General features: G+C 40.9%; 23 protein-coding genes. 10 read left to right on the top strand and 13 right to left on the bottom strand.

The window, feature by feature from the left end; translation table 11 throughout:
- Nucleotides 1–7: 7 nt before the first annotated feature.
- A complete protein-coding gene (locus tag VB693_RS19120) occupies nucleotides 8–1,783 on the bottom strand; it encodes an SWIM zinc finger domain-containing protein (RefSeq protein WP_323267624.1) in 1,776 nt (591 codons plus the stop codon).
- A 276-nt stretch (nucleotides 1,784–2,059) separates the two neighbouring features.
- Between VB693_RS19120 and lpdA the strand changes: the two genes are divergently transcribed.
- The 3 genes from lpdA to VB693_RS19135 all read left to right on the top strand — a co-directional run bounded on the left by lpdA (nucleotide 2,060) and on the right by VB693_RS19135 (nucleotide 5,129).
- Nucleotides 2,060–3,487: a dihydrolipoyl dehydrogenase gene (gene lpdA / locus VB693_RS19125; RefSeq protein ID WP_323267625.1), complete on the top strand. Its 1,428-nt coding sequence runs from the start codon at nucleotides 2,060–2,062 to the stop codon at nucleotides 3,485–3,487.
- 187 nt (nucleotides 3,488–3,674) lie between these two features.
- The gene (trpC, locus tag VB693_RS19130; RefSeq protein ID WP_323267626.1) at nucleotides 3,675–4,565 is read left to right on the top strand and encodes an indole-3-glycerol phosphate synthase TrpC; all 891 of its coding nucleotides are present in this window, start codon (nucleotides 3,675–3,677) and stop codon (nucleotides 4,563–4,565) included.
- A gap of 330 nt (nucleotides 4,566–4,895) precedes the next feature.
- Nucleotides 4,896–5,129 carry a DUF5340 domain-containing protein gene (locus VB693_RS19135; protein WP_190701809.1) on the top strand — a complete coding sequence of 78 codons (234 nt, stop codon included), beginning with the start codon at nucleotides 4,896–4,898 and terminating at the stop codon, nucleotides 5,127–5,129.
- Nucleotides 5,130–5,369: 240 nt separating this feature from the next.
- Here VB693_RS19135 and VB693_RS19140 read toward each other — a convergent pair whose 3' ends face one another.
- The 4 genes from VB693_RS19140 to VB693_RS19155 form a co-directional block, all read right to left on the bottom strand.
- Nucleotides 5,370–5,561, bottom strand: a complete 192-nt coding sequence (locus VB693_RS19140) for a DUF2949 domain-containing protein (protein ID WP_242039351.1) — start codon at nucleotides 5,559–5,561, stop codon at nucleotides 5,370–5,372.
- Between the two features lie 533 nt (nucleotides 5,562–6,094).
- The gene (locus VB693_RS19145; RefSeq protein ID WP_190701806.1) at nucleotides 6,095–6,610 is read right to left on the bottom strand and encodes a DUF192 domain-containing protein; all 516 of its coding nucleotides are present in this window, start codon (nucleotides 6,608–6,610) and stop codon (nucleotides 6,095–6,097) included.
- A gap of 237 nt (nucleotides 6,611–6,847) precedes the next feature.
- Nucleotides 6,848–7,534 (bottom strand): response regulator transcription factor NblR, encoded by a 687-nt coding sequence (nblR, locus tag VB693_RS19150; protein ID WP_323267627.1) that lies wholly within the window; start codon nucleotides 7,532–7,534, stop codon nucleotides 6,848–6,850.
- 71 nt (nucleotides 7,535–7,605) lie between these two features.
- Nucleotides 7,606–8,523 (bottom strand): NAD(+) kinase, encoded by a 918-nt coding sequence (locus VB693_RS19155; protein WP_323267628.1) that lies wholly within the window; start codon nucleotides 8,521–8,523, stop codon nucleotides 7,606–7,608.
- 269 nt (nucleotides 8,524–8,792) lie between these two features.
- Here VB693_RS19155 and VB693_RS19160 point away from each other — a divergent pair, with 269 nt between their 5' ends.
- Nucleotides 8,793–8,993: a hypothetical protein gene (locus tag VB693_RS19160; protein ID WP_323267629.1), complete on the top strand. Its 201-nt coding sequence runs from the start codon at nucleotides 8,793–8,795 to the stop codon at nucleotides 8,991–8,993.
- A 202-nt stretch (nucleotides 8,994–9,195) separates the two neighbouring features.
- Here VB693_RS19160 and VB693_RS19165 read toward each other — a convergent pair whose 3' ends face one another.
- Both VB693_RS19165 and VB693_RS19170 read right to left on the bottom strand, forming a co-directional pair.
- Nucleotides 9,196–10,179: an SDR family oxidoreductase gene (locus tag VB693_RS19165; RefSeq protein WP_323267630.1), complete on the bottom strand. Its 984-nt coding sequence runs from the start codon at nucleotides 10,177–10,179 to the stop codon at nucleotides 9,196–9,198.
- A gap of 199 nt (nucleotides 10,180–10,378) precedes the next feature.
- Nucleotides 10,379–10,483 (bottom strand): PetM family cytochrome b6-f complex subunit 7, encoded by a 105-nt coding sequence (locus VB693_RS19170; protein ID WP_190701790.1) that lies wholly within the window; start codon nucleotides 10,481–10,483, stop codon nucleotides 10,379–10,381.
- Nucleotides 10,484–10,764: 281 nt separating this feature from the next.
- Between VB693_RS19170 and pdxA the strand changes: the two genes are divergently transcribed.
- Together pdxA and VB693_RS19180 are read left to right on the top strand one after the other, a co-directional pair.
- The gene (pdxA, locus tag VB693_RS19175) at nucleotides 10,765–11,850 is read left to right on the top strand and encodes a 4-hydroxythreonine-4-phosphate dehydrogenase PdxA (RefSeq protein ID WP_323267631.1); all 1,086 of its coding nucleotides are present in this window, start codon (nucleotides 10,765–10,767) and stop codon (nucleotides 11,848–11,850) included.
- A gap of 360 nt (nucleotides 11,851–12,210) precedes the next feature.
- On the top strand, nucleotides 12,211–12,402 hold the full coding sequence (locus VB693_RS19180) for a hypothetical protein (RefSeq protein WP_323267632.1): 192 nt from the start codon (nucleotides 12,211–12,213) through the stop codon (nucleotides 12,400–12,402).
- A 72-nt stretch (nucleotides 12,403–12,474) separates the two neighbouring features.
- Here the strand turns inward: VB693_RS19180 and VB693_RS19185 are convergent, their stop codons facing one another.
- Complete coding sequence (locus VB693_RS19185; protein ID WP_323267633.1) at nucleotides 12,475–13,467, bottom strand: protein rep; 993 nt, start codon at nucleotides 13,465–13,467, stop codon at nucleotides 12,475–12,477.
- Nucleotides 13,468–13,676: 209 nt separating this feature from the next.
- On the bottom strand, nucleotides 13,677–14,381 hold the full coding sequence (locus VB693_RS19190; RefSeq protein WP_323267634.1) for a response regulator transcription factor: 705 nt from the start codon (nucleotides 14,379–14,381) through the stop codon (nucleotides 13,677–13,679).
- 561 nt (nucleotides 14,382–14,942) lie between these two features.
- Between VB693_RS19190 and VB693_RS19195 the strand changes: the two genes are divergently transcribed.
- Both VB693_RS19195 and VB693_RS19200 read left to right on the top strand, forming a co-directional pair.
- On the top strand, nucleotides 14,943–17,273 hold the full coding sequence (locus tag VB693_RS19195; RefSeq protein ID WP_323267635.1) for an NACHT domain-containing NTPase: 2,331 nt from the start codon (nucleotides 14,943–14,945) through the stop codon (nucleotides 17,271–17,273).
- Nucleotides 17,274–17,399: 126 nt separating this feature from the next.
- Nucleotides 17,400–17,855 (top strand): rhodanese-like domain-containing protein, encoded by a 456-nt coding sequence (locus VB693_RS19200; protein WP_323267636.1) that lies wholly within the window; start codon nucleotides 17,400–17,402, stop codon nucleotides 17,853–17,855.
- A gap of 88 nt (nucleotides 17,856–17,943) precedes the next feature.
- Here VB693_RS19200 and VB693_RS19205 read toward each other — a convergent pair whose 3' ends face one another.
- The 3 genes from VB693_RS19205 to VB693_RS19215 all read right to left on the bottom strand — a co-directional run bounded on the left by VB693_RS19205 (nucleotide 17,944) and on the right by VB693_RS19215 (nucleotide 20,153).
- The gene (locus VB693_RS19205) at nucleotides 17,944–18,573 is read right to left on the bottom strand and encodes a ribonuclease H-like domain-containing protein (protein WP_323267637.1); all 630 of its coding nucleotides are present in this window, start codon (nucleotides 18,571–18,573) and stop codon (nucleotides 17,944–17,946) included.
- A gap of 65 nt (nucleotides 18,574–18,638) precedes the next feature.
- Nucleotides 18,639–19,184, bottom strand: coding sequence for a CAP domain-containing protein (locus VB693_RS19210; protein WP_190701766.1), 546 nt, complete (start codon nucleotides 19,182–19,184; stop codon nucleotides 18,639–18,641).
- A 216-nt stretch (nucleotides 19,185–19,400) separates the two neighbouring features.
- Nucleotides 19,401–20,153: a CAP domain-containing protein gene (locus VB693_RS19215; protein WP_323267638.1), complete on the bottom strand. Its 753-nt coding sequence runs from the start codon at nucleotides 20,151–20,153 to the stop codon at nucleotides 19,401–19,403.
- 724 nt (nucleotides 20,154–20,877) lie between these two features.
- Between VB693_RS19215 and VB693_RS19220 the strand changes: the two genes are divergently transcribed.
- The gene (locus VB693_RS19220; RefSeq protein WP_190701760.1) at nucleotides 20,878–21,354 is read left to right on the top strand and encodes a hypothetical protein; all 477 of its coding nucleotides are present in this window, start codon (nucleotides 20,878–20,880) and stop codon (nucleotides 21,352–21,354) included.
- Nucleotides 21,355–21,432: 78 nt separating this feature from the next.
- Here VB693_RS19220 and trpB read toward each other — a convergent pair whose 3' ends face one another.
- Nucleotides 21,433–22,674 (bottom strand): tryptophan synthase subunit beta, encoded by a 1,242-nt coding sequence (gene trpB / locus VB693_RS19225; RefSeq protein WP_323267639.1) that lies wholly within the window; start codon nucleotides 22,672–22,674, stop codon nucleotides 21,433–21,435.
- A 164-nt stretch (nucleotides 22,675–22,838) separates the two neighbouring features.
- On the opposite strand from trpB, the gene VB693_RS19230 reads away from it, so the two are divergent.
- Complete coding sequence (locus VB693_RS19230) at nucleotides 22,839–23,186, top strand: translation initiation factor (RefSeq protein ID WP_323267640.1); 348 nt, start codon at nucleotides 22,839–22,841, stop codon at nucleotides 23,184–23,186.
- Nucleotides 23,187–23,276 lie beyond the last annotated feature (90 nt).

Consider the following 23,276-nt stretch of genomic DNA (forward strand, 5'->3'; position numbering starts at 1 on the left):
TAATTTCTTACTCCATACCCCATTCCTTTAACATCCCCATTAATTTACGCTTACGTCCGTGGATTTCCATCAACTGTTCACGATAACTCGCCCAATGTGCTTGTCTTCCAGATGCTATGTAAGCGGCGCGTGCTTGTTTTAACCATTCAATCGCTTCACCATAATATTCTGCTTTTCCCTCATCCATAATTCTTTCAGCACTGCGGCGAGAGTTAGCAATCACCCAGTCAGGATTGTGAGAAATGGCGGCTTCCATGACACGGTGAACTAAAGCTACATGATAATGACTCAGTTCGCTAACACTTGTAATAGCATCATCAATTAAACCTTCATGTAAAAGTATCTCTACTTTGGCTGCTTGTATTTCCCAATGCTCAGAAGTGCTGATAACTTTCAATAAGTCGGGTTTGATGTTCTCCCAGTCTTCCCCGGCTAATTCTGCTATCTTTTGATAATCAACAAAGTGAGGCTTGACTTCAAAAGCCGCCTTGAGTGCTAACAATGCAACTTCACTATTACCCAACTCTAAGGCTAAATCACTTGTCCAAATGCCTAATGCGTACTGACAATTTCCCCATAACTTAAACCCAGTTTGGGCAATTTCCAAGGCTTGCGGTAATGAACCTTGTTCAGCGAGGGTTTTGGCTAAAGCGAAGGCCTCTTCCATTGAACTCATTTCAGTTTGGGCGGCTATCACAGCTTCTTCTACTCTGCCTAAGCGTCCTAACATAGTGAGATAGGCTTGGGTTTGTCCTTCTGCCTGGGCTAAATAGAGGTATTCTTGATAACGTTCTTGATGTTCGAGAATTTTCAGGCGAATCATGGCTAAATCATCAGCGTAGTCTGGTATTTCTTGTCCCCAAACGCCCCTTTCACTGATGTTTCCCTGAAGAACCTGCATCAATTGCGGATCATCCCAGCCTTGGCGTAAGGCTGCTAAACTCATACCAAAATCAGTATTCCATTCATCTTGCCAAACTTCCAAATTGACTTGAATATCAACTTTTTCTTCTGGGGTGAGTTCGGCCGAGAGAATCACCTCACACCAAGCAATATTCAATTCCCAGGCGATTTCATTATTATCACCACCGTATTCTAAAACCTCATCCCAATTTTCTGCACAGGTAGCGGTAATAGCTTCGAGAACAGCGATCGCATTATAACTTTCTCCCTGTTCGCTAAACTCTAAAGCCCCTTGCACCAAACTAAATAATTCTTCTGTCAGGGGATCTTCCTCATACCCCTCCTCAAAATAACTCACCGCCTCCCGGAGAATTTGCTTAATTTGCCCCCGCAAAGCAGGAAGATTCACAGTAATTTGTCGTTCAGATTTGGCAGATAGAGGTTTAGATACAGGACTTGTCATCCAACTGACGTGCTGATCAATAATATCAATTAGTTGGGGTTCTTCTGCCACCAATTCCTGTACTAGCCTTTGAGTCTGCACAGCATCGAGACGATTTAGTAACTGTTCTAGGGTGGGGCGTTGTTCAATAATGTCTGGTTGACGAGTTAATACAAGTGCCGTCGCCACAATATGTTTACACCAATCATCAAAGTTATAGGCACAATTACAGTAGGCTGAGGTTATGGCTTTATCGTCAAAATTCAAACAGACTTGATAAGGTTTGACTTCACGACCTTCAACTTCAGACTGTATCTGCTGACCACGTTGGGTAATTTTGGTCACAGCACCTGATTGAAAATATGCCTCACCACGTTGAAAAGACTTGGAGTTAGCATAACGGCGGACTGTAAATTCACTGATATTGGGAAAAGACATTAAGCGATCGCCTGGAAGAATCCTATAGGTGATTTTAATTCAAGATTACTCGTTGCGCGATCGCCCTGCAAATACTTTCACGGTCATAATGGAATAGGGACAAATCAAGTCAAAAGTCAAAATTAATTAAATAACTCCTGGGAATTGGGAAGCAGGGGAAGCAAAAGGGCAGAAGTTCTTTAATTTTGACTTTTGAATTTTGAATTTTTAATAGGGGTTGCACTGATGACGAGTGAAGTTGAGAATAGATAATGCGAAGCACACGGGGAGACTAACGTGAGTCATGACTTTGATTACGATTTAGTAATTATAGGAGCTGGTGTAGGGGGACATGGCGCAGCCCTACACGCCGTAAGTTGCGGCTTAAAAACAGCGATTATCGAAGCAGCTGATATGGGAGGAACTTGTGTTAACCGAGGCTGTATTCCTTCTAAGGCGTTGTTAGCCGCATCTGGACGTGTGCGGGAACTGCGCGATGCCCATCACCTGAAGTCTTTGGGAATCCAAATTGGCGGTGTAGAATTTGATCGTCAAGCGATCGCAGATCACGCCAATAATCTTGTTTCCAAAATTCAAGGGGATTTAACAAACAGCCTCAAACGCCTGGGAGTCGATATCATCAGGGGTTGGGGTAAACTCGCCGGCACACAAAAAGTCACGGTGACAGGAGACGGTGGCGAAAAAACCATCACCGCTAAAGATATAATTCTTTCTCCTGGTTCTGTACCCTTCGTCCCCCCAGGGATTGAAGTAGACGGCAAAACCGTGTTTACTAGCGACCAAGGCGTGAAGCTAGAAACACTCCCGGAATGGGTAGCCATTATTGGTAGTGGTTACATCGGTTTAGAATTCTCTGATGTTTACTCAGCTTTGGGCTGTGAAATCACCTTGATTGAAGCCCTTGATCAACTTATGCCAGGTTTTGATCGCGATATTGCTAAACTCGCCGAACGGGTACTAATTACACCCCGCGACATTGAAACCAAAGTGGGAATCTACGCCAAAAAAGTTATTCCCGGTTCGCCTGTAGTGATTGAATTGGCAGATTTCAAAACCAAAGAAGATGTTGAGGTCATCGAAGTGGATGCTTGCCTAGTAGCCACAGGACGCATCCCCGCTACCAAAAATCTTGGTTTAGAATCTGTGGGTGTAGAACTTGATTGCCGCAATTTTATTCCTGTTGACGATCGCATGGCAGTGCTATCAGCAGGGGAAGTTGTACCCCATTTATGGGCAATTGGTGACGCTAACGGTAAAATGATGCTGGCACACGCAGCCTCAGCCCAAGGTATCATCGCTGTCGAAAATATGGTTGGACATGATAGAACAGTCGATTATCGCAGCATTCCCGCCGCCGCATTTACCCATCCCGAAGTTAGCTATGTTGGCTTAACTGAAACAGCCGCGAAAGAATTAGGACAAACCGAAGGTTTTGAAGTCGCTACCAGTAGAAGTTACTTCAAAGGAAATTCCAAAGCCTTAGCAGAAAACGAAGCCGACGGTATCGCCAAAGTCATCTACCGCAAAGACACCGGAGAAGTTTTAGGCGTGCATATTTTTGGCTTACACGCCTCCGACTTAATCCACGAAGCATCCGCCGCCGTCGCTAACCGTCAATCTGTCCAAACCCTAGCCCATTTAGTTCACGCCCACCCAACTCTGTCAGAAGTGTTGGATGAAGCATATAAACGAGCAATTATCTAGGGTGTAGAGGCTACGGTGTACACACAAGTCCGATAACCTTATCCCCCATCATTTTGATCCCCCCTAACCCCCCTTAAAAAAGGGGGAACTAGAATCAAAGTCCCCCTTTTGAAGGGGGATTTAGGGGGATCAGACAACATTTTGCACCCAGCACTCACCACTCACCACTCACCACTCAGCACTGAATATGCAAATCCGTCGCCGTCAACCGAACCCGGCTATAAATGTCTCTATATTGCGCTATCAAGCTGCTGTACCAGATGCAGAACCGCAGCACATCCTAGAAGAAATTGTCTGGCAAAAGGAAATAGAAGTTGAACAAATGCGCGAAAGAGTGCCTTTACGAGAATTGCAGAAGCAAGCACTCACCGCACCACCAACGCGTGATTTTGTCGCGGCCTTAAAACAAGGTAGAACTAAACCTGCGTTAATTGCGGAAGTTAAAAAAGCTTCCCCCAGTAAAGGCGTATTTCGGGAAGATTTTGACCCAGTAGCGATCGCCCTATCCTATCAACAAGGTGGTGCTAGTTGTCTTTCTGTTTTAACCGATAGTAAGTTTTTTCAAGGTGGCTTTGAGAACTTATCCAAAGTCCGTACTGCTGTAGATTTGCCGCTACTGTGTAAGGATTTTGTCATCTATCCTTATCAAATGTACTTAGCACGGTTACGAGGTGCAGATGCAGTTTTATTAATTGCAGCTATCCTCAGCGATCAAGACTTGCAATACTTCCTCAAAATTGCCAAGAGTCTTAATATGGCAGCATTGATTGAAGTTCATAATCTTGAAGAACTTGACCGTGTATTGGCTTTAGATGGTGTATCTTTAGTCGGAATCAATAACCGCAATTTAGAAGATTTTTCTGTTGATTTGCAAACCACTTGCCAAATTTTAGCCGCCAGGGGTAGCCAATTACAGGAAAAAAATATTCTAGTTGTGAGCGAGTCAGGATTACATACCCCAGAAGATTTAAATTTAGTATCACAAGCTGGTGCAGCAGCAGTCTTAATTGGCGAATCCTTAGTCAAACAGCCAGATCCAGAATTAGCGATCGCGCTTTTATTTTCCCCCTCTACTTGAAAACTATTCAGAGCTAGCACCTAGGATCACCTTAGTATAGCTTGGCAGAAATAAGCGGTACTAGGGGCTAGTTAGTTGATTATCTAAAAATCTCAGTTATACCAATTTTAGTAAAGAATCAAACAGATCGGTAGGTTGGGTTGAATGAAGTGAACCCCAACAGAGACAAGGCTTTGAGGCGTTGGGTTTTGTTCTTCAACCCAACCTACATTTGTAGCAATTATTTTTTGAATTAGTATTAAATATTTATTTATTGTGTCAAAATTGACTTGACAGCAAATAAAAATTAAACATCAAAAAATTACCTAATTGAAATCATCAATTAACTACATGGAGCAAATCCCTCTACCATCACCTATTCACTACGAACTTATACTTCAACTATTAGAAAGACAAACCATGTCAGCAGTCAATAATAACCCTGAACTGCGATATCAGGTTAATCAACTAATTATTACTCTCCGTAAAGCAGTAGTTCAACAAAAGCACTTAGAAGAAAGCTGTCAAGGTTCTTCTGTACCAGTAGAACACCGTTGGTCAATTAATCATCAGAATAATTCGTAATTCGTAATTAATATCGGGCATTGGGCATTAATTGTTCTCCTCTGCTTCCCCACTCCTCTCCTTCTTCTTCTTCCCCTCTGACTCAAATAAAAGAGCGAGTTAACTAATTAACTCGCTCTTTTATCGAATTCGTCTGGAAATAAATAGAAAATCCAAAAATCAACTTCTCTATCTGTTAGCCTTGGTAAAAGACAGAGTAGATTTGCCATACTTTGATTCTCCTTGATGAGAACTCATATTCTATGCTGTTTCCAACCAATCATAAATTTGTTCTAGTTGGTCTAAAGTAATCAAACCGTACTGCCAAAGAATCATCGGTAAAGGTCCCGGATCTTGTTCTCGATGGCGCAACGCCACTCCTAAAGATGCGGCGGAAATAGACAAATCTTCCTGTAAGAAACGAATTAGTCGTGAATATGTTGATGGTGACATTTGTAACTCACCTCCTTCCTTAATATGTACCGTCAAGTATTGGTTTCTCATTTATCTGTAGCCTGCAACTATTACTTCACCCGTGAATTTACGATTACCGGATAAACACACTAGTCAATTTAGCTAATTTCCTTAAAAAGGAGGCATATCGTCTGTAAAAACTAGAAAAATACAGCTTTTTCTAGCTCTAACGCCATTCCTCTACCGATTATTTTGACTAAAAGTGATTCTGAAGCATGGATTTATCTTTGCTACTACAATGCTTTTTGACTACACATCTAGTAATCAAGATTCCATAGCTAATACTGCCTTATTGACGACTGATTACACTTATGCCAAAAGTAAGATTTTCAGCTATCTAATTCGTTAGTTTGTGATTTTACCTGATAAATCGTAGAATTAACTATTTTTGAGATTATATTAAATAGTAACCTCAAAATTTGTTGTTTTACGTATACTTGATATATTTTTTACGTAAAACTTATGAATGCCCATTTGCTCTAGACCTGTGAAATAAGCCGTACCAAGGTTAATTACGGTAAACCTCGCGTATCTAAAAACTCAATTTTGATACTATCACCTTCCTGAAGATTTAATTCTTTCGCCCGTCCCGATCGCAATTCAATGACTTTATCAATAGGTACATTCGGGCCATAGGTAGGACAAGGTTCACTAGTGCAAGGCGGGGCAGAAGTTTTAATATACTTAACTACACCATTTTGTAAAAAGACCATATCCAGAGCCACAGGTACATTTTTCATCCAAAAGCTCACCGGTTGCGCAGAGGAAAATTGAAATAGCATTCCTCGATTGTCTGGTAAAGCTGGGCGATACATCAGTCCGAGTGATTGCTGTTCAGGTGTCTGCGCCACTTCCAACTGAATCGTTGTACCATTAGGAACGATTGCCTTGGCAGAAATGGGTAATGTTTGCCCCGATGATACTGGTGCTTGAGCAGTTTTTTCAGGAGGTTTAGCTGTTGACTGCACAGAACACCCCATCAAAAAAATACTCAGCAGCATCGGAATAAAAGTTAACCAACGCATCATACAATTTTTAATTTGCTAATTTAGATTTCGATTTTACAGAAATTTCTCACAAATAGCCCATGCTTTATAATTCAGAATTCAAAATAGCCTACGGCAAGTCTTGCGCCTACAAAATTCAAAATTAAAGACACTCAGCATCGGCTAAACGCCTTGCTACCGCTAACGCATTCACCACTCAGCACTCAGCACTCAGCACTCACCACTCCTCATTACTCATTACTCAGCACTCAGCACTATTTAAGATTCTCGAAGTACATAACCTACACCGCGCACTGTTTGAATGAGGCGTTTTTGACCTTCATCTTCGATTTTTAACCGTAAGTAGCGAATGTAAACTTCTATGACGTTAGACTCACCCATAAAGTCATAACCCCAAACATTTTCTAAAATTTGCTCACGGGTTAAGACTTCACGGGGATGTTCCATCAGAAACTTTAAAAGTTCAAATTCCTTCATGGTGAGATCAACAATTCGCCCGTTGTAAATCGCACGGCGGGTAGCTAAGTCTAAAACCATATCCCCAAAACGCAACTGTTCTGTAGTATCAATATCAGGTTTGAGGTACAGACGAATTAACTTTAAAAAGTCTTCTGGGCGATAGGGTTTGAGGATGTAATCATCAGCACCAGCTTCTAGACAAGCTACCCGGTCATCAACTGTATCCCTGGCCATGAGAATCAGCACTGGCGATCGCATTCCAGCATTTCTGAGATTTTTACACAGTGCAAGTCCTGATTCACCCGCAAGCATTCGGTCAAGAACCACTAAAGCAGGTTGGCGATCGTGATAATACTGCAAACCACTGGCTGCATCATTAGCCAACACAGGTTCATAGCCAGCCTCTTGCAAATCAAACGATAGCTGATTGGCTAGGCTATCATCCGTTTCAATGATCAAAACACAAGGACTGTGAGCAGGTGTCATAACCTTTGGGGATTTTAGGGGTATAGGGGAAGAGAATGCAGATCATATAGCCAATGCCCAATGCCCCATGACTAAGGTAATTCTACCGAAGCAGGTTTGGCAATATGAGGTAAACCCCAACCTAATTTTTCCCGTAGTATGCGGAAAAATTCAGGTGGTTGTAGGCGGATGAATTTGACGGTGTAGTGCGATCGCTCCAAATATACTCGATCCTCTGGGAAAATGTAGCAGCCGCCATTACCATCCACTACCATAACTAAGCGAGGAATATTGACTGGATAGATATTAACTGGTTCTGTGTCAGGAAACACTAAAGCCCTAGAAGCCAAAGAGTGGGGACAAATAGGTACTAACTGCAATACAGGTACACCAGGTGCAACAACAGGGCCACCCGCACTTAAAGAATAAGCTGTAGAACCCGTTGGTGTAGAAACAATTACCCCATCAGCAGCAATATCAACTGGTGCATGGCGACCCACTGCAATTTCAAAATGACACATCGAGGTTAATGGTTCTCGATGCAACACCATCTCATTTAAACACAGGGCTTCCCAAAGCACAGACTCCCCTCGTAGGACTTTAACAGTGAGCATGGCGCGTTCTTCAACTTCATACTCACCGGCCATTACCTGTTCTATTGCTTGGGGCAATTGATTCAGGTATGTTTCCGTTAAGAAGCCCATGTGACCAGTATTCACCGCTAAAATGGGAACACTGCAAGGAGCGACCTGACGGGACGCTGCTAACACAGTGCCATCCCCCCCTAGGACTATGGCAAACTTCATTTCTGACTCAAATCCAGGGGGTGTCAGACCATCAATAGGGGTATGGCATACAGGACTTTCAGGATTAGAATAGCCCAATATGCCACCGATACTTGATGTAATACATACATCCCAACCGGCTGCGGTTAGCTTGTCTTTCAGTTCGGTAGCCACACGAACGGCTACCGGTTTAACGTCATTGTAGATAATGCCTGCTTTCGGCACACTCAAATATCCAAATAATAGGCGATGCTTTTTCTTATTTGACGTTCTCACCGCACTAAAAGTGCAGTGATTCTAAAAATCACTTTTTAGGCTTTCTCTTTCATCGACACGCCTTAAAATCAACTATCCATTGCTGGCAGTGCTTAAACCAATTAACCGTTCAACAGAACCAATTAACGAGCTTAACTTAGTTGACCCCAGAGGGCTACATCTCCAGAGATTTACTAGGATACTAAGCCTAGCGTTTTCGTGCGCCCCACGATACGTTTATGAACAAAAATACTTTTTTTCTGGTTGGTGCTACTTTGTTGATTTCGCTAGCTATTTTTATACTCGTATTCGCCACCGAGTTGTCTTTATTATTTCCCGACCCGTCGTGTTGCACTCGTTTGAGTCGTCCTGTATCGGCGGATATTCTACCTGAGACAATTCAATTATACCAAAAAGCCGTCCTAGAAGCGATGCACTGAGCTTGCCGAAGTGGACGGGGCTTTAGACCCAAATTTTCGGTAGCCCTTACACATTTTGGATCACAGGTGACAGGTGATAGGGGGTAGAGGGGAACAGGAAGCAAGAAGCATAATTTCTTCACTGCGCGACGCTACTGCGAACGACCTAGAAGTACAATTTCCAATTCCCAATTCCCAATTCCCAATTCCCAATTCCGAATAACTATTGACTATTGACTTTTTTTAACGGAGTCTTTTTAGATTTCTGCTTTTTAGTTTTTTCGTAGTCTAGCTCCTTGAGCTTTTTCATAATACGGTTGAAATACTCTTGGAGGTAGCCTTCTAAAGTAGTTGTCTGTTCTTGTTCTAACCCAAATACTGTATACACTTCATCCATTGGCGCATTTAAAGCCTTACCACTTGCCAAGACTTCTGTAAACGCTAATCTATCCGCTACATTTAATCCCCACTGAAAAAAGCGTGCAATTCGGCGCACGGTACGCAGCAGATTGATTGGCATTCGCCTGACTTTGGCTTCTTTGCCAGACAAGCGTTCACACAGATTGATAATTTCCTCTGCACTCCAAGCACGAGTTCCTACCACCGGGAAAGTTTGTTTTTCGGTTTCTGCTACACTCAAGGCACGCACCGCAAACTTGGCGATATCTTGAGTGTCCATATAAGCAACCGGTGAAGAATTGCCAGTTACCCAAACAGGTTGCCCTTCTAAAATAGGTATGCCATACTGGCTGATTAACCCTTGCATGAAGCCAGCTAATCGTAAGATTGTGTAATTTATTCCAGACTCGGCTAAAAATAGTTCAGTACACCGCTTAATCTCCATAAGTGGGACTTCTGGGTACTGATCGGCATCAAGAATAGAAAAGAATATAAAACGCTCTACACCCGCAGCCTTTGCCGCTTGGATTAAGGCTACCTGACCTTGCCAGTCTACCTGTTTAATAGTCAGTGAATCTGTAGCACGGGAGGTAGCAGCATCAATAACTGCTGTAACCCCTTCTAATGCGCCTGTGAGGGTTTCGGGGCGACACAAATCTCCTTTTACAAGTTCTGCACCCCATTCTTTTAAAAAAGCAGCCCTTTTAGCACTGCGAACCAAACAACGGACTTTATATCCCTCATCGATCGCCCGACGAGCCACTTGTCTTCCTAAAGTGCCTGTAGCACCGACTATTAATAAGGTCATGAGGGTATTAACAAATTTTAAACTTTTATGAAAAGAATCTTAACAGAATTATATCTGTAAACAAAAGTTTACTTCTTTTTAAGGAAAACGTCATTCATACGTACAGATTAGACAAAACAGCGTTGTCCGGTTGACGGACACGCTATTTTTCTGGGGACAGTAAAGCTTTTTGTATCTCGCCAACAGTCCTCTAGGGGGATTATTCTTCTGAACCTTGTATTTTCAGCAATAAAGCACCCAAAGCCCAACCCACGAAGATTAGACCGAAAGACAAGATAGCTGCGTTGAACATTTCGCCGCTCATTAATGTATTCTCCTTTGCGAATGGTGGATCTGTAGATTCTTATTTTTGAGTTGTTTCAACAGATTAGACTTGATGACTCAAATCTAAATCTTTGCTAATCTTACGACTTAGGTAGACTCAGATAAACTATGTCTCCCAGAAGCTTTGTAACGGCTAAGGTAGGATTAGACCTATGTAAATAATTCTAAACTAGTTTGATGGACAATCTCTAACATAGGGTCTGAGGGCTGGGGATTGGGGTAAAAGTTTTTAACCTAGCAACTTGGTTTATTAGTAAAAATATGTATCAAATTAATCAAACTCAAGGGGTAAATTTACCATATGAAAAACGGTTACGATTAGCTATAACCTTGGGAGATCCAGCCGGAATTGGCCCGGAGGTGATTTTAAAAGCTTTGGCAGATCCGGGAGTTGGTCAAAACTGCGATTTAACTGTGATCGGTAATCGAGATTTGTTGGTACAGATATATAAAAAACTAACAGCGATTGAGAAGTTAGCACCTTTGGCAAGTCCTGATGAATTAAATGTTATTGATGTGCCTTTAGATACACAAATTGAGGGCAAAATTATTCTAGGGGCGGGGAATGCAGCCAGTGGTGCGGCGAGTTTTGCTTATATGGAATATGCGATCGCACAAACTCTAGCTGGTAACTTTGATGGTATTGTTACAGCCCCCATTGCCAAATCAGCGTGGAAATCCGCAGGGTATAATTACCCAGGACAAACGGAACTGTTAGCTGAAAAAGCTGCTGTTGCAAGATTTGGGATGTTATTTGTAGCGCGATCGCCTTATACTGGTTGGACACTCCGCACTTTATTAGCTACTACTCATATCCCCTTGTCACAAGTAGCAAATACCCTGACACAAGAGTTGTTAACCACAAAATTAGATTTATTGGTGGAGTGTTTAGAGCAAGATTTTGGCATAACTAGTGGGAGAATTGCGATCGCAGGTTTAAATCCCCACAGTGGCGAACAGGGACAATTGGGAACTGAAGAACAGGATTGGTTAATTCCTTGGTTGGAGTCAGAACGGCAAAAACGCCCCAATTTTCAGATAGAAGGGCCGATTCCCCCCGATACAATGTGGGTTAAGCCTGGTCAAGCTTGGTATGGTAATTCTCCAGGACAAAATCCCGCCGATGCTTATTTGGCACTTTATCATGACCAAGGTTTAATTCCCGTCAAGCTGATGGCGTTTGACCGTGCTGTAAATACTTCCATTGGTTTACCCTTTGTTCGCACTTCCCCCGACCACGGAACAGCATTTGATATCGCAGGTCAGGGAATTGCTGATGCTACTAGTATGAAAGCTGCAATTGAGTTAGCGGCTGAGTTGGTTACTCAAAGGTTAGTAGCTGAATAATACTGGCATGATTTACATATTAAACATTGTTCTAGTATTTTATTAACTGAATATCGAAGCTATTTTTTAGTTTCAAGCGAAGGTAATTTATATCTTTGCATTTCCAGTCATCCATATCTTTGGTTGACTGGCATTTTCTGTTTTTTCCCTAAATATTGGTTGGGTAGGCTAACGCCTAAAATGATCGAGAAAGCAGAATATATATTTAGTATTCTCACTATGTAATTAAGAAACAAAGAATAAGAAACAAAGTATATGAATAAGTGAGAGTTACACTTATTCATATACTTTTCGGCTAGTGAGATTTTTCTTTGTCGCTGTGCGAACTTTTTGTGAATAACTCTAACTTGGTAAATTCAAATGTCTCAAAAAATTAAAGAATTGGGTTTTGTCATTAGTACAACTTTATTGGTCGGTGGCTCATTGGGTTTAGCGGTTGTGGATAAAGATTATCGTCCAGTATTTGCTGATATTGTTCAAGTCTGTCTTGGTGGCTATGTTGGTTGGGTTACTTCAAATCAACATGATGCCAATAAAGATAAAAATGAATAGTCTGCTTTTACATTCTTTAGATGACTGAAACCACCGTATATTCCCGATTATGAGTATTGTCAATAACCTCAGTTATCCCTCTATCTTGTACTTATGTAATTTTCGATCCCATTGGAAAGTCAATCTTCCATGATTAACCTCATCCATCTCTTCATCTGTGTCAATGAGGTCTTGATTATTTTCTTCTAACTCGCGCATATAACGTCTGAGTATACCCCCAACAGCGATCGCTCTGGTTTTATGCAATTGGCGGGTTAACTCTAGAAACCATTTCCTATCAGCTATTAAGTCCGATTCTTTCACCTGATACTTGAGTATTTCGGGAATCAGCACTGTGGGGTCATGATGTTTGGCGATCGCGCTAATATGAATTACTGGCTGATAATCAATGCGTAAGCACTGTTGCCATAATGTCGCCCATTTGGCTTGAGACAAGTAGCCATGACTAAAATACGATGGCTGCACAATTGCCAAAATATGTAAATGTGGGTGTGCTGATGCTCCGTCTCTACCTTTGGTCACTTCAATAGATTTTACCCAACCTTTCGCCGGCCATGCTTTTAATTCAGTCAATCGCTTAAAAGCTTTGTTTATCTCATCCAAGGTGGTTCGGAGTTCGGTAATTTGGCAATTCTTCACAGTTAAAGTTATGAACAACCATCGATGCTTGGGATAATCTGCAACAACCTCTGGAAGAATTTTATAGGCTTTTGCTTTCCACATGAGCGATCGCCGCCACTGACAAACCGGACAGTGACGAACCCGACAAAATCGAGTATGCAACAGCTTTAATTTAAGACTATTTTCCGAATCTTCTGGTAATAATTGGAACTCTAGCAACTCTGAACACCTCTTTACCCGCCAAGCATACTCATTGAAGAAATCTTCTTCGGCTGTAGCGTAGTAACTAGAAACCTGTTCAGCATTGACTCTATGCTTATCCCAAGTTTTACCTTTAGGGAAAATATCCGATAAATTCAGTACATCTTGACTGAGTAGAAACTGATGCTGGGACAATAATTCAAAACCAACAGAGCTTTTATTTGAGGCTTTGGTAGACACCATATTCCCTGAGATTGTTGGGATTAGTACCCAAAACTAACACCAATCTCTATACGCAAGCCTCAATATAATTACTTGTAACCGACTTGAGTATTCATTTGCAAAGTTATTGCAACTATCAAAACCAAAAATGTAAATAAAGTGTAGCAATCCGCTTGATATTAGCAACACTGTCTGTATGCAATTTAATGTTTGGATATCAAAATTGTCTTTTATTCTGGGATTTCAAACTTGTAACCGTAGCCGCGAACAGTTTTAATAAACTCGGGGACACTAGTATCAGTTTCTAATTTTTTACGTAGCTGACCGATGTGTACATCAACTACCCGTCCATCTCCTACATAGTCGCAACCCCAGATTTTTTGGATGAGTTGGGGACGACTCCAAGCTTGACCGGGATGGCTTGCCAGAAAATGTAGAATATTAAACTCTAACGCCGTTAAATTGAGAGGTTTATCATTCAGGGTGACTTCTCTACCATCTGGATTAATTGCTAGCTGTTTGAAAATCAGACGCTGTGAAGGAGATTGTTTAATAGAGCGGATACGTCTTAAGAGAGCTTGCACTCTGAGTTCTATTTCAGCTAGACTAAACGGTTTAGTAATAAAATCATCAGCACCAGCAGCCATAATTCTAATCTTATCTGTTTCTTCTGTCCTCCCAGTCAGAATCATCACTAAAACATTATTCCGACTCTGCATTTCTTGACACAGATTGTAACCACTAGTATCTGGGAGATTCCAATCGAGAATTACTAAAGCAGGGTCAAATTGATCAAATAACGCTAGAGCTGATTTACCATCAGCCGCCGACTCAATTTGATATTTACGGCTTAAAAAGCGATATATAAGGTTGCGAACACCAAAGTCGTCGTCTACAACAAGAATTTTAGGATTTGAAGCGGTCAGCATCACCATAATGTTCTAGCCTAATGTTGATTTGGCAATTAATTTTGCTGTCTGTAAAGCTCCTGAAGAGAAGCTACCCTGGAGGTTTTTGATGCTCCATTTGCTCCTCATGAGGGGGTATTTATTCCCTCCTATTTCTGCAATTACGTAGACTTACAGGCATTTGTTGCTATACATTGCCTTTGTACTACGGGGCTACACTTAATTTTCCATTAAATTTCTGAAAAGTTCAGCTATCGTATTGCGTACCAAATGTATGAGTTTCGTATAAGCTTGGTATGTTTTGATTCTTGGATGCTATAATCGTGAATCTTCACAGTTAAGAGAAATTTTGACTTTTAGTGTGTTCCTAAGTGTGTTTCTCTACCGATTAATCATTCTCTAACTGCTGGTGAGTGGCTGAAAAATTACAGCCATGAAGAAATCACCTACGCAATCTACCTAACATACCCTACTCGAAATAACCCGATGAAGACTCCTTCTCCGGGTATATACGAGTTATTGTCCAGATGGCATCTACGTATAAAAAATTACGTCTTTTACCATTTAATAATATATTTTTCTGGGAGTATGACAAGCCGAGGACTAAAAGCTTCATCAGAAGGTATTAAAGCTGCAAAAACAGCTTTAACTGATAAAACCTTGAGTCAGCAAAAATTAGCAACCGCTTTAGGAATCACGCGCCAACCAGTTTCCAAGTTTTTTGCGGGTGAACCAGTTTCTCGTAGTTGTTTTGTGCAAATTTGCCGACAGTTGGGACTGTCTTGGCAACAGGTGGCTAGTTTACATGAAGATTGGGTATCTAAAGGCACTCTGCAACTACAGCCTAATAATTTTGACTTCAATACTTTAGTGCAGGAATTGCGGCAAAAGTGCCAGGACAAAATCCAAGATCAGTGCAATACTCTCCAAATGTTAGATATTGCACGGGCGATACCATTAGATGAAATTTATACCCATGTCAGTGTTTTGGAAGAAATCACCAGTCAGCAATGGCGGGAGATTTCTGATCTTTTGCAAGACTCACCCTTGGAGTCTAATTTTTACCAACTGGGACAAAGCAACCATCGGAAAACATTACCAGGGTTGGAAGCCGGATTACGGTACTCAAAGTTGATGGTATTAGGTAAATCTGGGTCAGGTAAAACAACATTTTTGCAGCATTTAGCGATCGCGTGCAATCAAGGTAAATTTCAACCTCACCATGTTCCAGTATTTATCAGGTTAAAGGAATTTGCGGAAGATGCACAATATGAACAGGAATTCAACATTGAGAAATACATTAGCCAAGTATTTTACTCCTGTGGAATTGATGAGGAAACCGCTTTAACTGTACTAAATAAAGGCAGGGTACTCATTTTACTTGATGGACTAGATGAAGTACCGCTAGAGCATACAGATAATGTGATTAGAGAAATTCGCAAATTTAGCCAGATTTATTATAAAAATAAGTTTGTTATTAGCTGCCGCATTGCTGCTCATAAATATAGATTTCCCGGCTTTAATGAGGTAGAATTAGCAGATTTTAATGCCCAACAAATAGAAATTTTTGTCAAAAACTGGTTTGTCGCGGTGGCTAATCAGTCTATTAGTAAAGCTGAGGCTACTAGTAGTTTATTCATCCAGCACCTTAACTTGCCAGAAAACCAGCGCATTCGAGAGTTAGCGCGAGTACCTCTATTGCTACATCTCATCTGTTTATTATTTCAAGTTAAAGGACAATTACCACCTAATCCAGCTAAGTTGTATGAGCAAGTAATGAATACTTTATTGGTGAGGTGGGATGAAATAAGAGGTATTAAACGAGATGGTTTTTACGCTAATTTGAGCTTAAATTCTAAAAAAAAGCTACTTGCTCAAATTGCTGCTGTCACTTTTATCGCAGGGGATTATTTTTTTGAGCAGGAAAAACTTCAGAAGTTGATAGCTGAACATTTACCGACTATAGCCAATCTTGCTCTCGATAAATCACAAATGTATCTAGATCACAAATCAGTGCTAGAAGGTCTATTATTTCAAGATGGTTTATTGGTGGAGAGAGCCAGGGGAATATACTCTTTTTCTAATTTAGGATTATTGGAATATCTAACTGCGAGAAACCTTGTTGAAAAGTACCAAGATACGGATTTGACATCATTAATATACCATATCACTGAAGAGCGTTGGTATAATGTCTTTTTGCTAACTCTGAATATGCTATCAAGTGTTGATGAAACTATCAAGTTAATGAAAAATCAGGTTGATACACTTGTAGTAAATGATCACAAAATACGCCAATATCTCATTTGGTTAAACCAAAAAACTAATTCTACATCTATTAAAAATAACACGGCTGCTGTTCGCGCTTTTTATTTTATTTATGGTTACACTTTTGGTATCACTGCAAATTACAGAATACAATGGAATTTTATTGAGAATTTAGCTTTTAACCCAGAAATGGCACTGGATGAGTTGCTGTTTAGCATTCTCAATTGTGTGCATGAGTTAAAATTGGCTGAAGAAAATCATCTCAATATCATTCATGATTTTAACCATGCTCATGCTTTGAGCCTTACTTTGGATGAAGCTATTGACTTAGTTGGGGACGCTGAATTTAAACAAGAACTACAAAAGCTCAAAAAGCAATTACCTTGTACAGAAAGCAACTCAGAAAAATTCTATTTTTGGTGGCAGAAAAATAGCATATTTTGGGAACAAGCGGTCAGACGAAATTTTATTAAATATCGTAATATCGGTTATGATTGGGATTTGAATAACCAAGAAATAAAATTATTGCAAGCATATTTCAATGCTAATAAATTAATCACCGATTGTCTTGAGAGAAGTGTGAGCATTAACCAGGAATTAAAACAGCAGATTGAGGATGAATTATTTTTAGCGATCGCAGACACTAAAACCTAACAAAAATCTGCTGTGCTACTAAATCTACCTCCAGTATTCGCCGTTATTCATACCAAAGCCAGAGAACTTAATTCACGATCATTAGTTAAATTGCACATAATGCAGTAAGCAAGTAATAGTTAAGTTATGAATAGCAATTTACTAAGCGGTGTTATTCCCCCACAACCACCTATAGCAGCACAATCTGATGCTCATGTAGTTAAGTCTCGTCTAGAATGGGGTGAACCAGCGTTTACAATCTTAGATGTACGCGATCGCTCTATATATAATGAAGGTCATATCATGGGTGCAATGCCCATGCCAATAGATCAACTGGTAGATCGCGCCGTACCAGCTTTAGACAAAAACCGTGATATTTATATCTACGGTGCAACCGAAGAACAAACCACAGAAGCAGCCAGAATGCTTCGTTCTGCTGGGTTTAGCCATGTATCAGAACTTAAAGGTGGTCTAGCTGCGTGGAAGGCTATCGGTGGCCCCACAGAAGGCATTATTGAATCACAAACCCCCGCAGGTGCAGATGATTATAATGTCGTTGATCGCATGAAAAATCATATGGAGACGCAAGAAAAGGACGTGTAGAAATTAATTCGTAATTCGTAATTCGTAATTCGTAATTGCTCAGATTAATTACGAGTTACGAATTATCATTTGAATTATGGCTGCTTCTTTAATGCTCAAACAAATCTTTGAATTGTAATAAATCCAAAGCAACGATTGTAGGGAGAACTTGAAAACATTGTTGAGCAAGTTCCCAACGTTCTTCGCGTTTGAGCATAGGGGTTAACTTCTGTTGCACACCAATCAAATAGCGGACATCATTGGCGGCGTAATTCAGTTGTGCTTCAGACAAATTACTGGCGTTACCCCAATCGGAACTTTGAGAGCTTTTATCGAGTTCTACACCTTCTAACTCTTGCACTACATCCTTGAGTCCGTGACGATTGGTGTAAGTGCGAGCTAACTTACTAGCAATCTTGGTGCAGAAAATTGGCTGAACATGAATGTCTAAATAATACCGTAGGGTAGCGACATCGAAACGCGCAAAGTGAAATAATTTCAGGACATTTGTAGCTTCTAGCAGTTTCTTTAAATTGGGAGCTGCTGTTTGTCCTTTGGCGATGCGAATAGCTGTTACTTGGCCTTGGGGGTTACACAACTGAATTAGACACAAGCGATCGCGCTGCGGTAATAATCCCATAGTTTCGGTATCAACAGCCAGCACTTCAGACTGTAAATATTGGGACACAGCCGCATCACTCAGATCGCGATCGCTTACTTGAAAGTCTTGTAATGTCATGAATCACTTAATAATATATGCAGTTAGACATACATTATTATTGTGCAAAAAAACCACAATGCCATCTAGCGAGTACGCAGAAAAATTTGTGTAAGATAAACCTCACCTTTCTGATTAGCCGCGACACCAATTCCTGTAAGGTTGTAATTACCTCGGATATTCTTCAAATGTCCAGGACTTTCTAACCAACCAATCACCGCTTGATTAGCCGGATCACTATATCCCCGATTAAAAGCAAGATTTTCGGCAGCACTATTGTAGCGAAGAGGAATAGCATAAACTCGCTCCTCAAACCCGTTATGACTAAATGCGGCTTTTCCTCTAGCCATGTTTCGACTGTGAATTCTGGCTTGGCGAGTAATATTGGCATTGAGAGTTAGCTTTGGCAACCTCCTAGCTACCCGATATCGATTAATCTGTTCAAACACTGATTTTTCTAAAGCAGTAGTTTGAAACGCCGTAGAGCTAGCAACCTGACTAGAAACAATCGACAACGGTTGATCCTCAGTAGGTGCTTGTGTAGACGTATGGCCTGCGATGGGGGGAACAAGCAACCCTCCCGCAAGGACAAGCGTACTTAAAGCGATGCCAAAAGCAGTTTGTCGGGACATGCGAAATTACTTTGTGTACAGACTATAAGACCTATACTCTAACTTCTCATCTTTAGAATATAGAACAGGATACTTTTGGAGATTCATCGGGAAGTAGGGGAGCAGGGGATATAAGAAATAATCTTTTGGCTTTTGAGTTGATTAGTCCCCAATCCCCAATCCCCAGTTATTTAATTTTGAATTTTGAATTTTGAATTGATTTGTCCCCAGTCCCTTTTAAGCACGCATGAAAATTTGGGTCAGATAAACTACGCCTCGGCCGTTAACTGCAACACCAATACCAGTCACATTCGTATTGCTTTTGATGTTAGCAAGGTGTCCTGAGCTTTTTAGCCAACTTTGCACAGCACTCGTAGCGGGGTCTCTGTCTTGGTTGTAAGCCACATTTTCATTAGCTGATTTGTAAGCAACACCACTTGCTTTAAATCGCTGTTCAGCACCCTGATGGCTAAATGGAACTTGACCACTAGCCATATTCTGGCTATGACCTCTAGCTTGCTCATCAATAGCAGAATTACGTGTGAGTGCTGGTAGATTTAGGGAAGCTCTGTATTGGTTAATTTGGTCGAAAACTGACTGTTCTATAGAAGCAGCATTAGAGTTTGATTGTCCACCGGAAGAGCCGGGATTTGATTGTCCACTGGAAGAACCGGGATTTGATTGTCCACTGGAAGAACCGGGATTTGATTGTTCACCGGAAGAGCCGGGATTCGATTGTCCACCGAAAGAGCCGGGATTCGATTGTCCAGGATTATATGGTCTTTGGGGAAAAGATTGTACAGGACGATTAAATGTTCTAGGACGACGATTGTATTGTCCTGGAAAATATTGTGCTAAATCGTAGTTGATGGTTGAAGAATTTGGCTGAACAGATTGATTTACAGATTGAGTTTGTAAAGAAACAGCACTCGCTCCACTGGCGAGAACGAAACTTCCTAGAGCAAGACTATAAATTGTTGTCCGAAGCATTTTTCAAGCCATGTAGTTGTTGCAACCATCTAACCAGACTGTTATAAATTGAACAACTTCCCTCTGTGGTCATATATCTTTGGTTATAGTGACCTAACTACGAATATTCTCTGATAACTTTTAAATTCATAGTTTTTCATAAATGGGTAGGCGATCGCTAATACTCATACTTGCCCAATATGAATTTACTCTGATATTACTGGTTCTCAATCAAGCTCAAATAAATAGGTTTACAAATGCCTAAATTGGATTATTAGTTGATAGTAAATGTTTCTATATATTAAAATAATCATTCTTAAAAATGAACTTGTTACCTTTGGGCAAAAAAGTAGCTCATCAACCTAATTTTTAACTCTAAAAAAGCTCTAAAACAGTTAATGAAATTCATTTTTTTTCATTAACTATATAAATATTTAATAATTAGATTTACATTAGTATAGTTTTATGCATTATGAACAAATAAATTTGTTAGTCTTTTTAGCTCTGATTATTTATTAAACACGAAATAATCCACTGGATAAAATGTGAATTTAGCTGTGACTAAAAACAATATTATTTCTCTCTGAGAAGTTATTAAAAAATATTAATAATCATGCGATAAGGCAGAATTCAAGTTGTATTAACCTCTGGATGAAGTTGAAAAAAGTCTGACTTCATCCAGAGCGTAAATTCTCATGTAATTTTTTGCCAGTAATCTAAACACTAATTTGGAGAAAAGCCAGATATGAATTTTAAACAAACTATAGCAATGGGAGTGTTAATCGTAGGAATGGGATTTTCTGGGATGAAGCCAGTAAATGCTAATTCTCCAATAACTCCACAGCCTTCCTCATTTACCATTGCTCAACTAACAGAAGCAAGTTCTCCCCTTTATGGAACATGGAAACTTACCTACAGTGTTGATGGCATTGTTTATGAAAGTATTCTGAGGATGGACGGCTATTTGGGAGCGATGAGAACCCGATATTTTCATCCCCAACGACGTAGAACTGTAGCCGTTGATCAAACAATGGAACTTAAATCTTCATCCAGAGGATTAGTATTATTAGGATATAGTCCCGTTGTCGCCGGGACAAGGACTCCAGCCGAGTATAACGCCGATAATTTTTTGTTTCAACTCCGCCCCGATGGTTCATTGCTAGTTTATACGTGTGATAATGCCTTGCAATGTTCTGCGGTAGATATAGAAGCAATTCAATAGGGATATATAGATATAGGGGTGCAGGGAAAAAATTCTTTCCCAGTCCCCAATCCCCAGTCCCCAGTCCCCAATCCCTATTTATGCAGGATTAAGAAATTTAGCTACGGTTTGTACATCCTTGTCACCGCGTCCAGAGCAGTTAATGATAATTCGGGGACTACCGCTTAGTTGGGGACACAAAGTTTCTAAATAGGCGATCGCATGGGATGTTTCCAGGGCTGGTATAATTCCCTCCAGCTTAGATAATCTTTGGAATGCTTCTAAAGCTTCTGCATCAGTCACACTGTAGTATTCAGCGCGACCAAGATCCTTCAAATAGCTGTGTTCTGGGCCAACACCAGGATAATCTAACCCTGCACTAATTGAGTGAGCCTCAGTTACTTGTCCATCTTCATCTTGCAACAGGTAACTCATTGCCCCATGTAATACACCTACTCGTCCTTTTGTCAAGGTAGCAGCGTGTTTTTCTGTATTGACACCTTCTCCAGCCGCTTCTACCCCTATCAACCTCACAGATGTCTCACGCACAAACTCGTGGAATAGTCCCATCGCATTAGACCCACCACCTACACAAGCCATAAGAATATCCGGTAAACCGCCCCACTTTTCTACAGCTTGAGCGCGAGTTTCTTCACCGATGATGGCATGAAAATCACGTACCATCATGGGGTATGGATGGGGGCCAGCTACTGAACCTAGAATGTAATGTGTTGTTTCCACATTTGTCACCCAATCCCGGATAGCCTCAGAGGTAGCATCCTTGAGAGTACCTGTACCTGCTGCCACTGGGCGAACTTCTGCCCCCATCAGCCGCATTCTAAATACATTTAAAGATTGGCGTTCCATATCGTGAACGCCCATATAAATTACACATGACAACCCAAAGCGAGCGCAAACTGTGGCAGTAGCAACACCATGTTGCCCTGCGCCTGTTTCAGCAATGATGCGTTGCTTACCCATGCGCTTTGCCAGTAATACCTGACCAAGAGCATTATTAATTTTGTGTGCGCCTGTATGATTTAAGTCTTCACGTTTTAAGTAAATTTGCGCCCCTGTGCCATCTGGACGGGCATAATGAGCAGTCAGGCGTTCCGCAAAATATAACGGTGTGGCGCGTCCTACATAGTCTTTAAGCAGTTGTTGTAGTTCTGCTTGAAAACCGGAATCATGGCGGTATTGCTGATAAGCTACTTCTAATTCAGCTAAAGCAGGCATTAAGGTTTCCGGGACGTACTTTCCGCCAAAGCGTCCAAAACGTCCTTGTGTATCGGGAACTAGATTAGTAGAGGGAGAACTTGGAGAAAGGGGAGTGGTAGTCACGGAAATTATATTGTGATGGGATAGCCTAATTATTATAAGTAAAGTCTGAATCAGAGAGAATATACTAACGCCGTAGGCATCGCTTGGTTTTGTGATGTTAGTCTAGAATTTGATTCCTAGTACAGCTTGATATTGCCTCTAAAGTCTTTCTCCATCAAAATTTTATGTCTTCTTCCAATTCCAACTCTGCCGACAAGCGTTATACCTACCGCGAATTTGGTAACGACAACCCCGCCGCCACAGAAAGAGCAACTCCAGAATTACCGCCAAAACAACAAAATCTGAGAGTGCAAGCCACTCGTTCTGGACGGAAGGGTAAAACGGTTACAGTCATTACTGGTTTCCAAACCAAGCCAGAAATCTTGGCAGATTTAGTCAAAACCTTAAAAACTCAATGCGGCACGGGTGGCACAGTTAAAGATAATGAAATAGAACTGCAAGGCGACCATAAACAGAAAATTTTGGAAATTTTGATTAAGCTAGGCTATAAAGCTAAAATTAGCGGTGGCTAGTGCAGCTACGCGGAGGTCAAAAGTTAAAATTCAGGAATCAGAGCCAATTCTAGAGTAGTTATATCAAGAGCAGCCGTAATCTCACAAGGA

Source organism: Anabaena sp. UHCC 0399 (assembly GCF_034931465.1).
Lineage (GTDB): Bacteria > Cyanobacteriota > Cyanobacteriia > Cyanobacteriales > Nostocaceae > Trichormus > Trichormus minutissimus.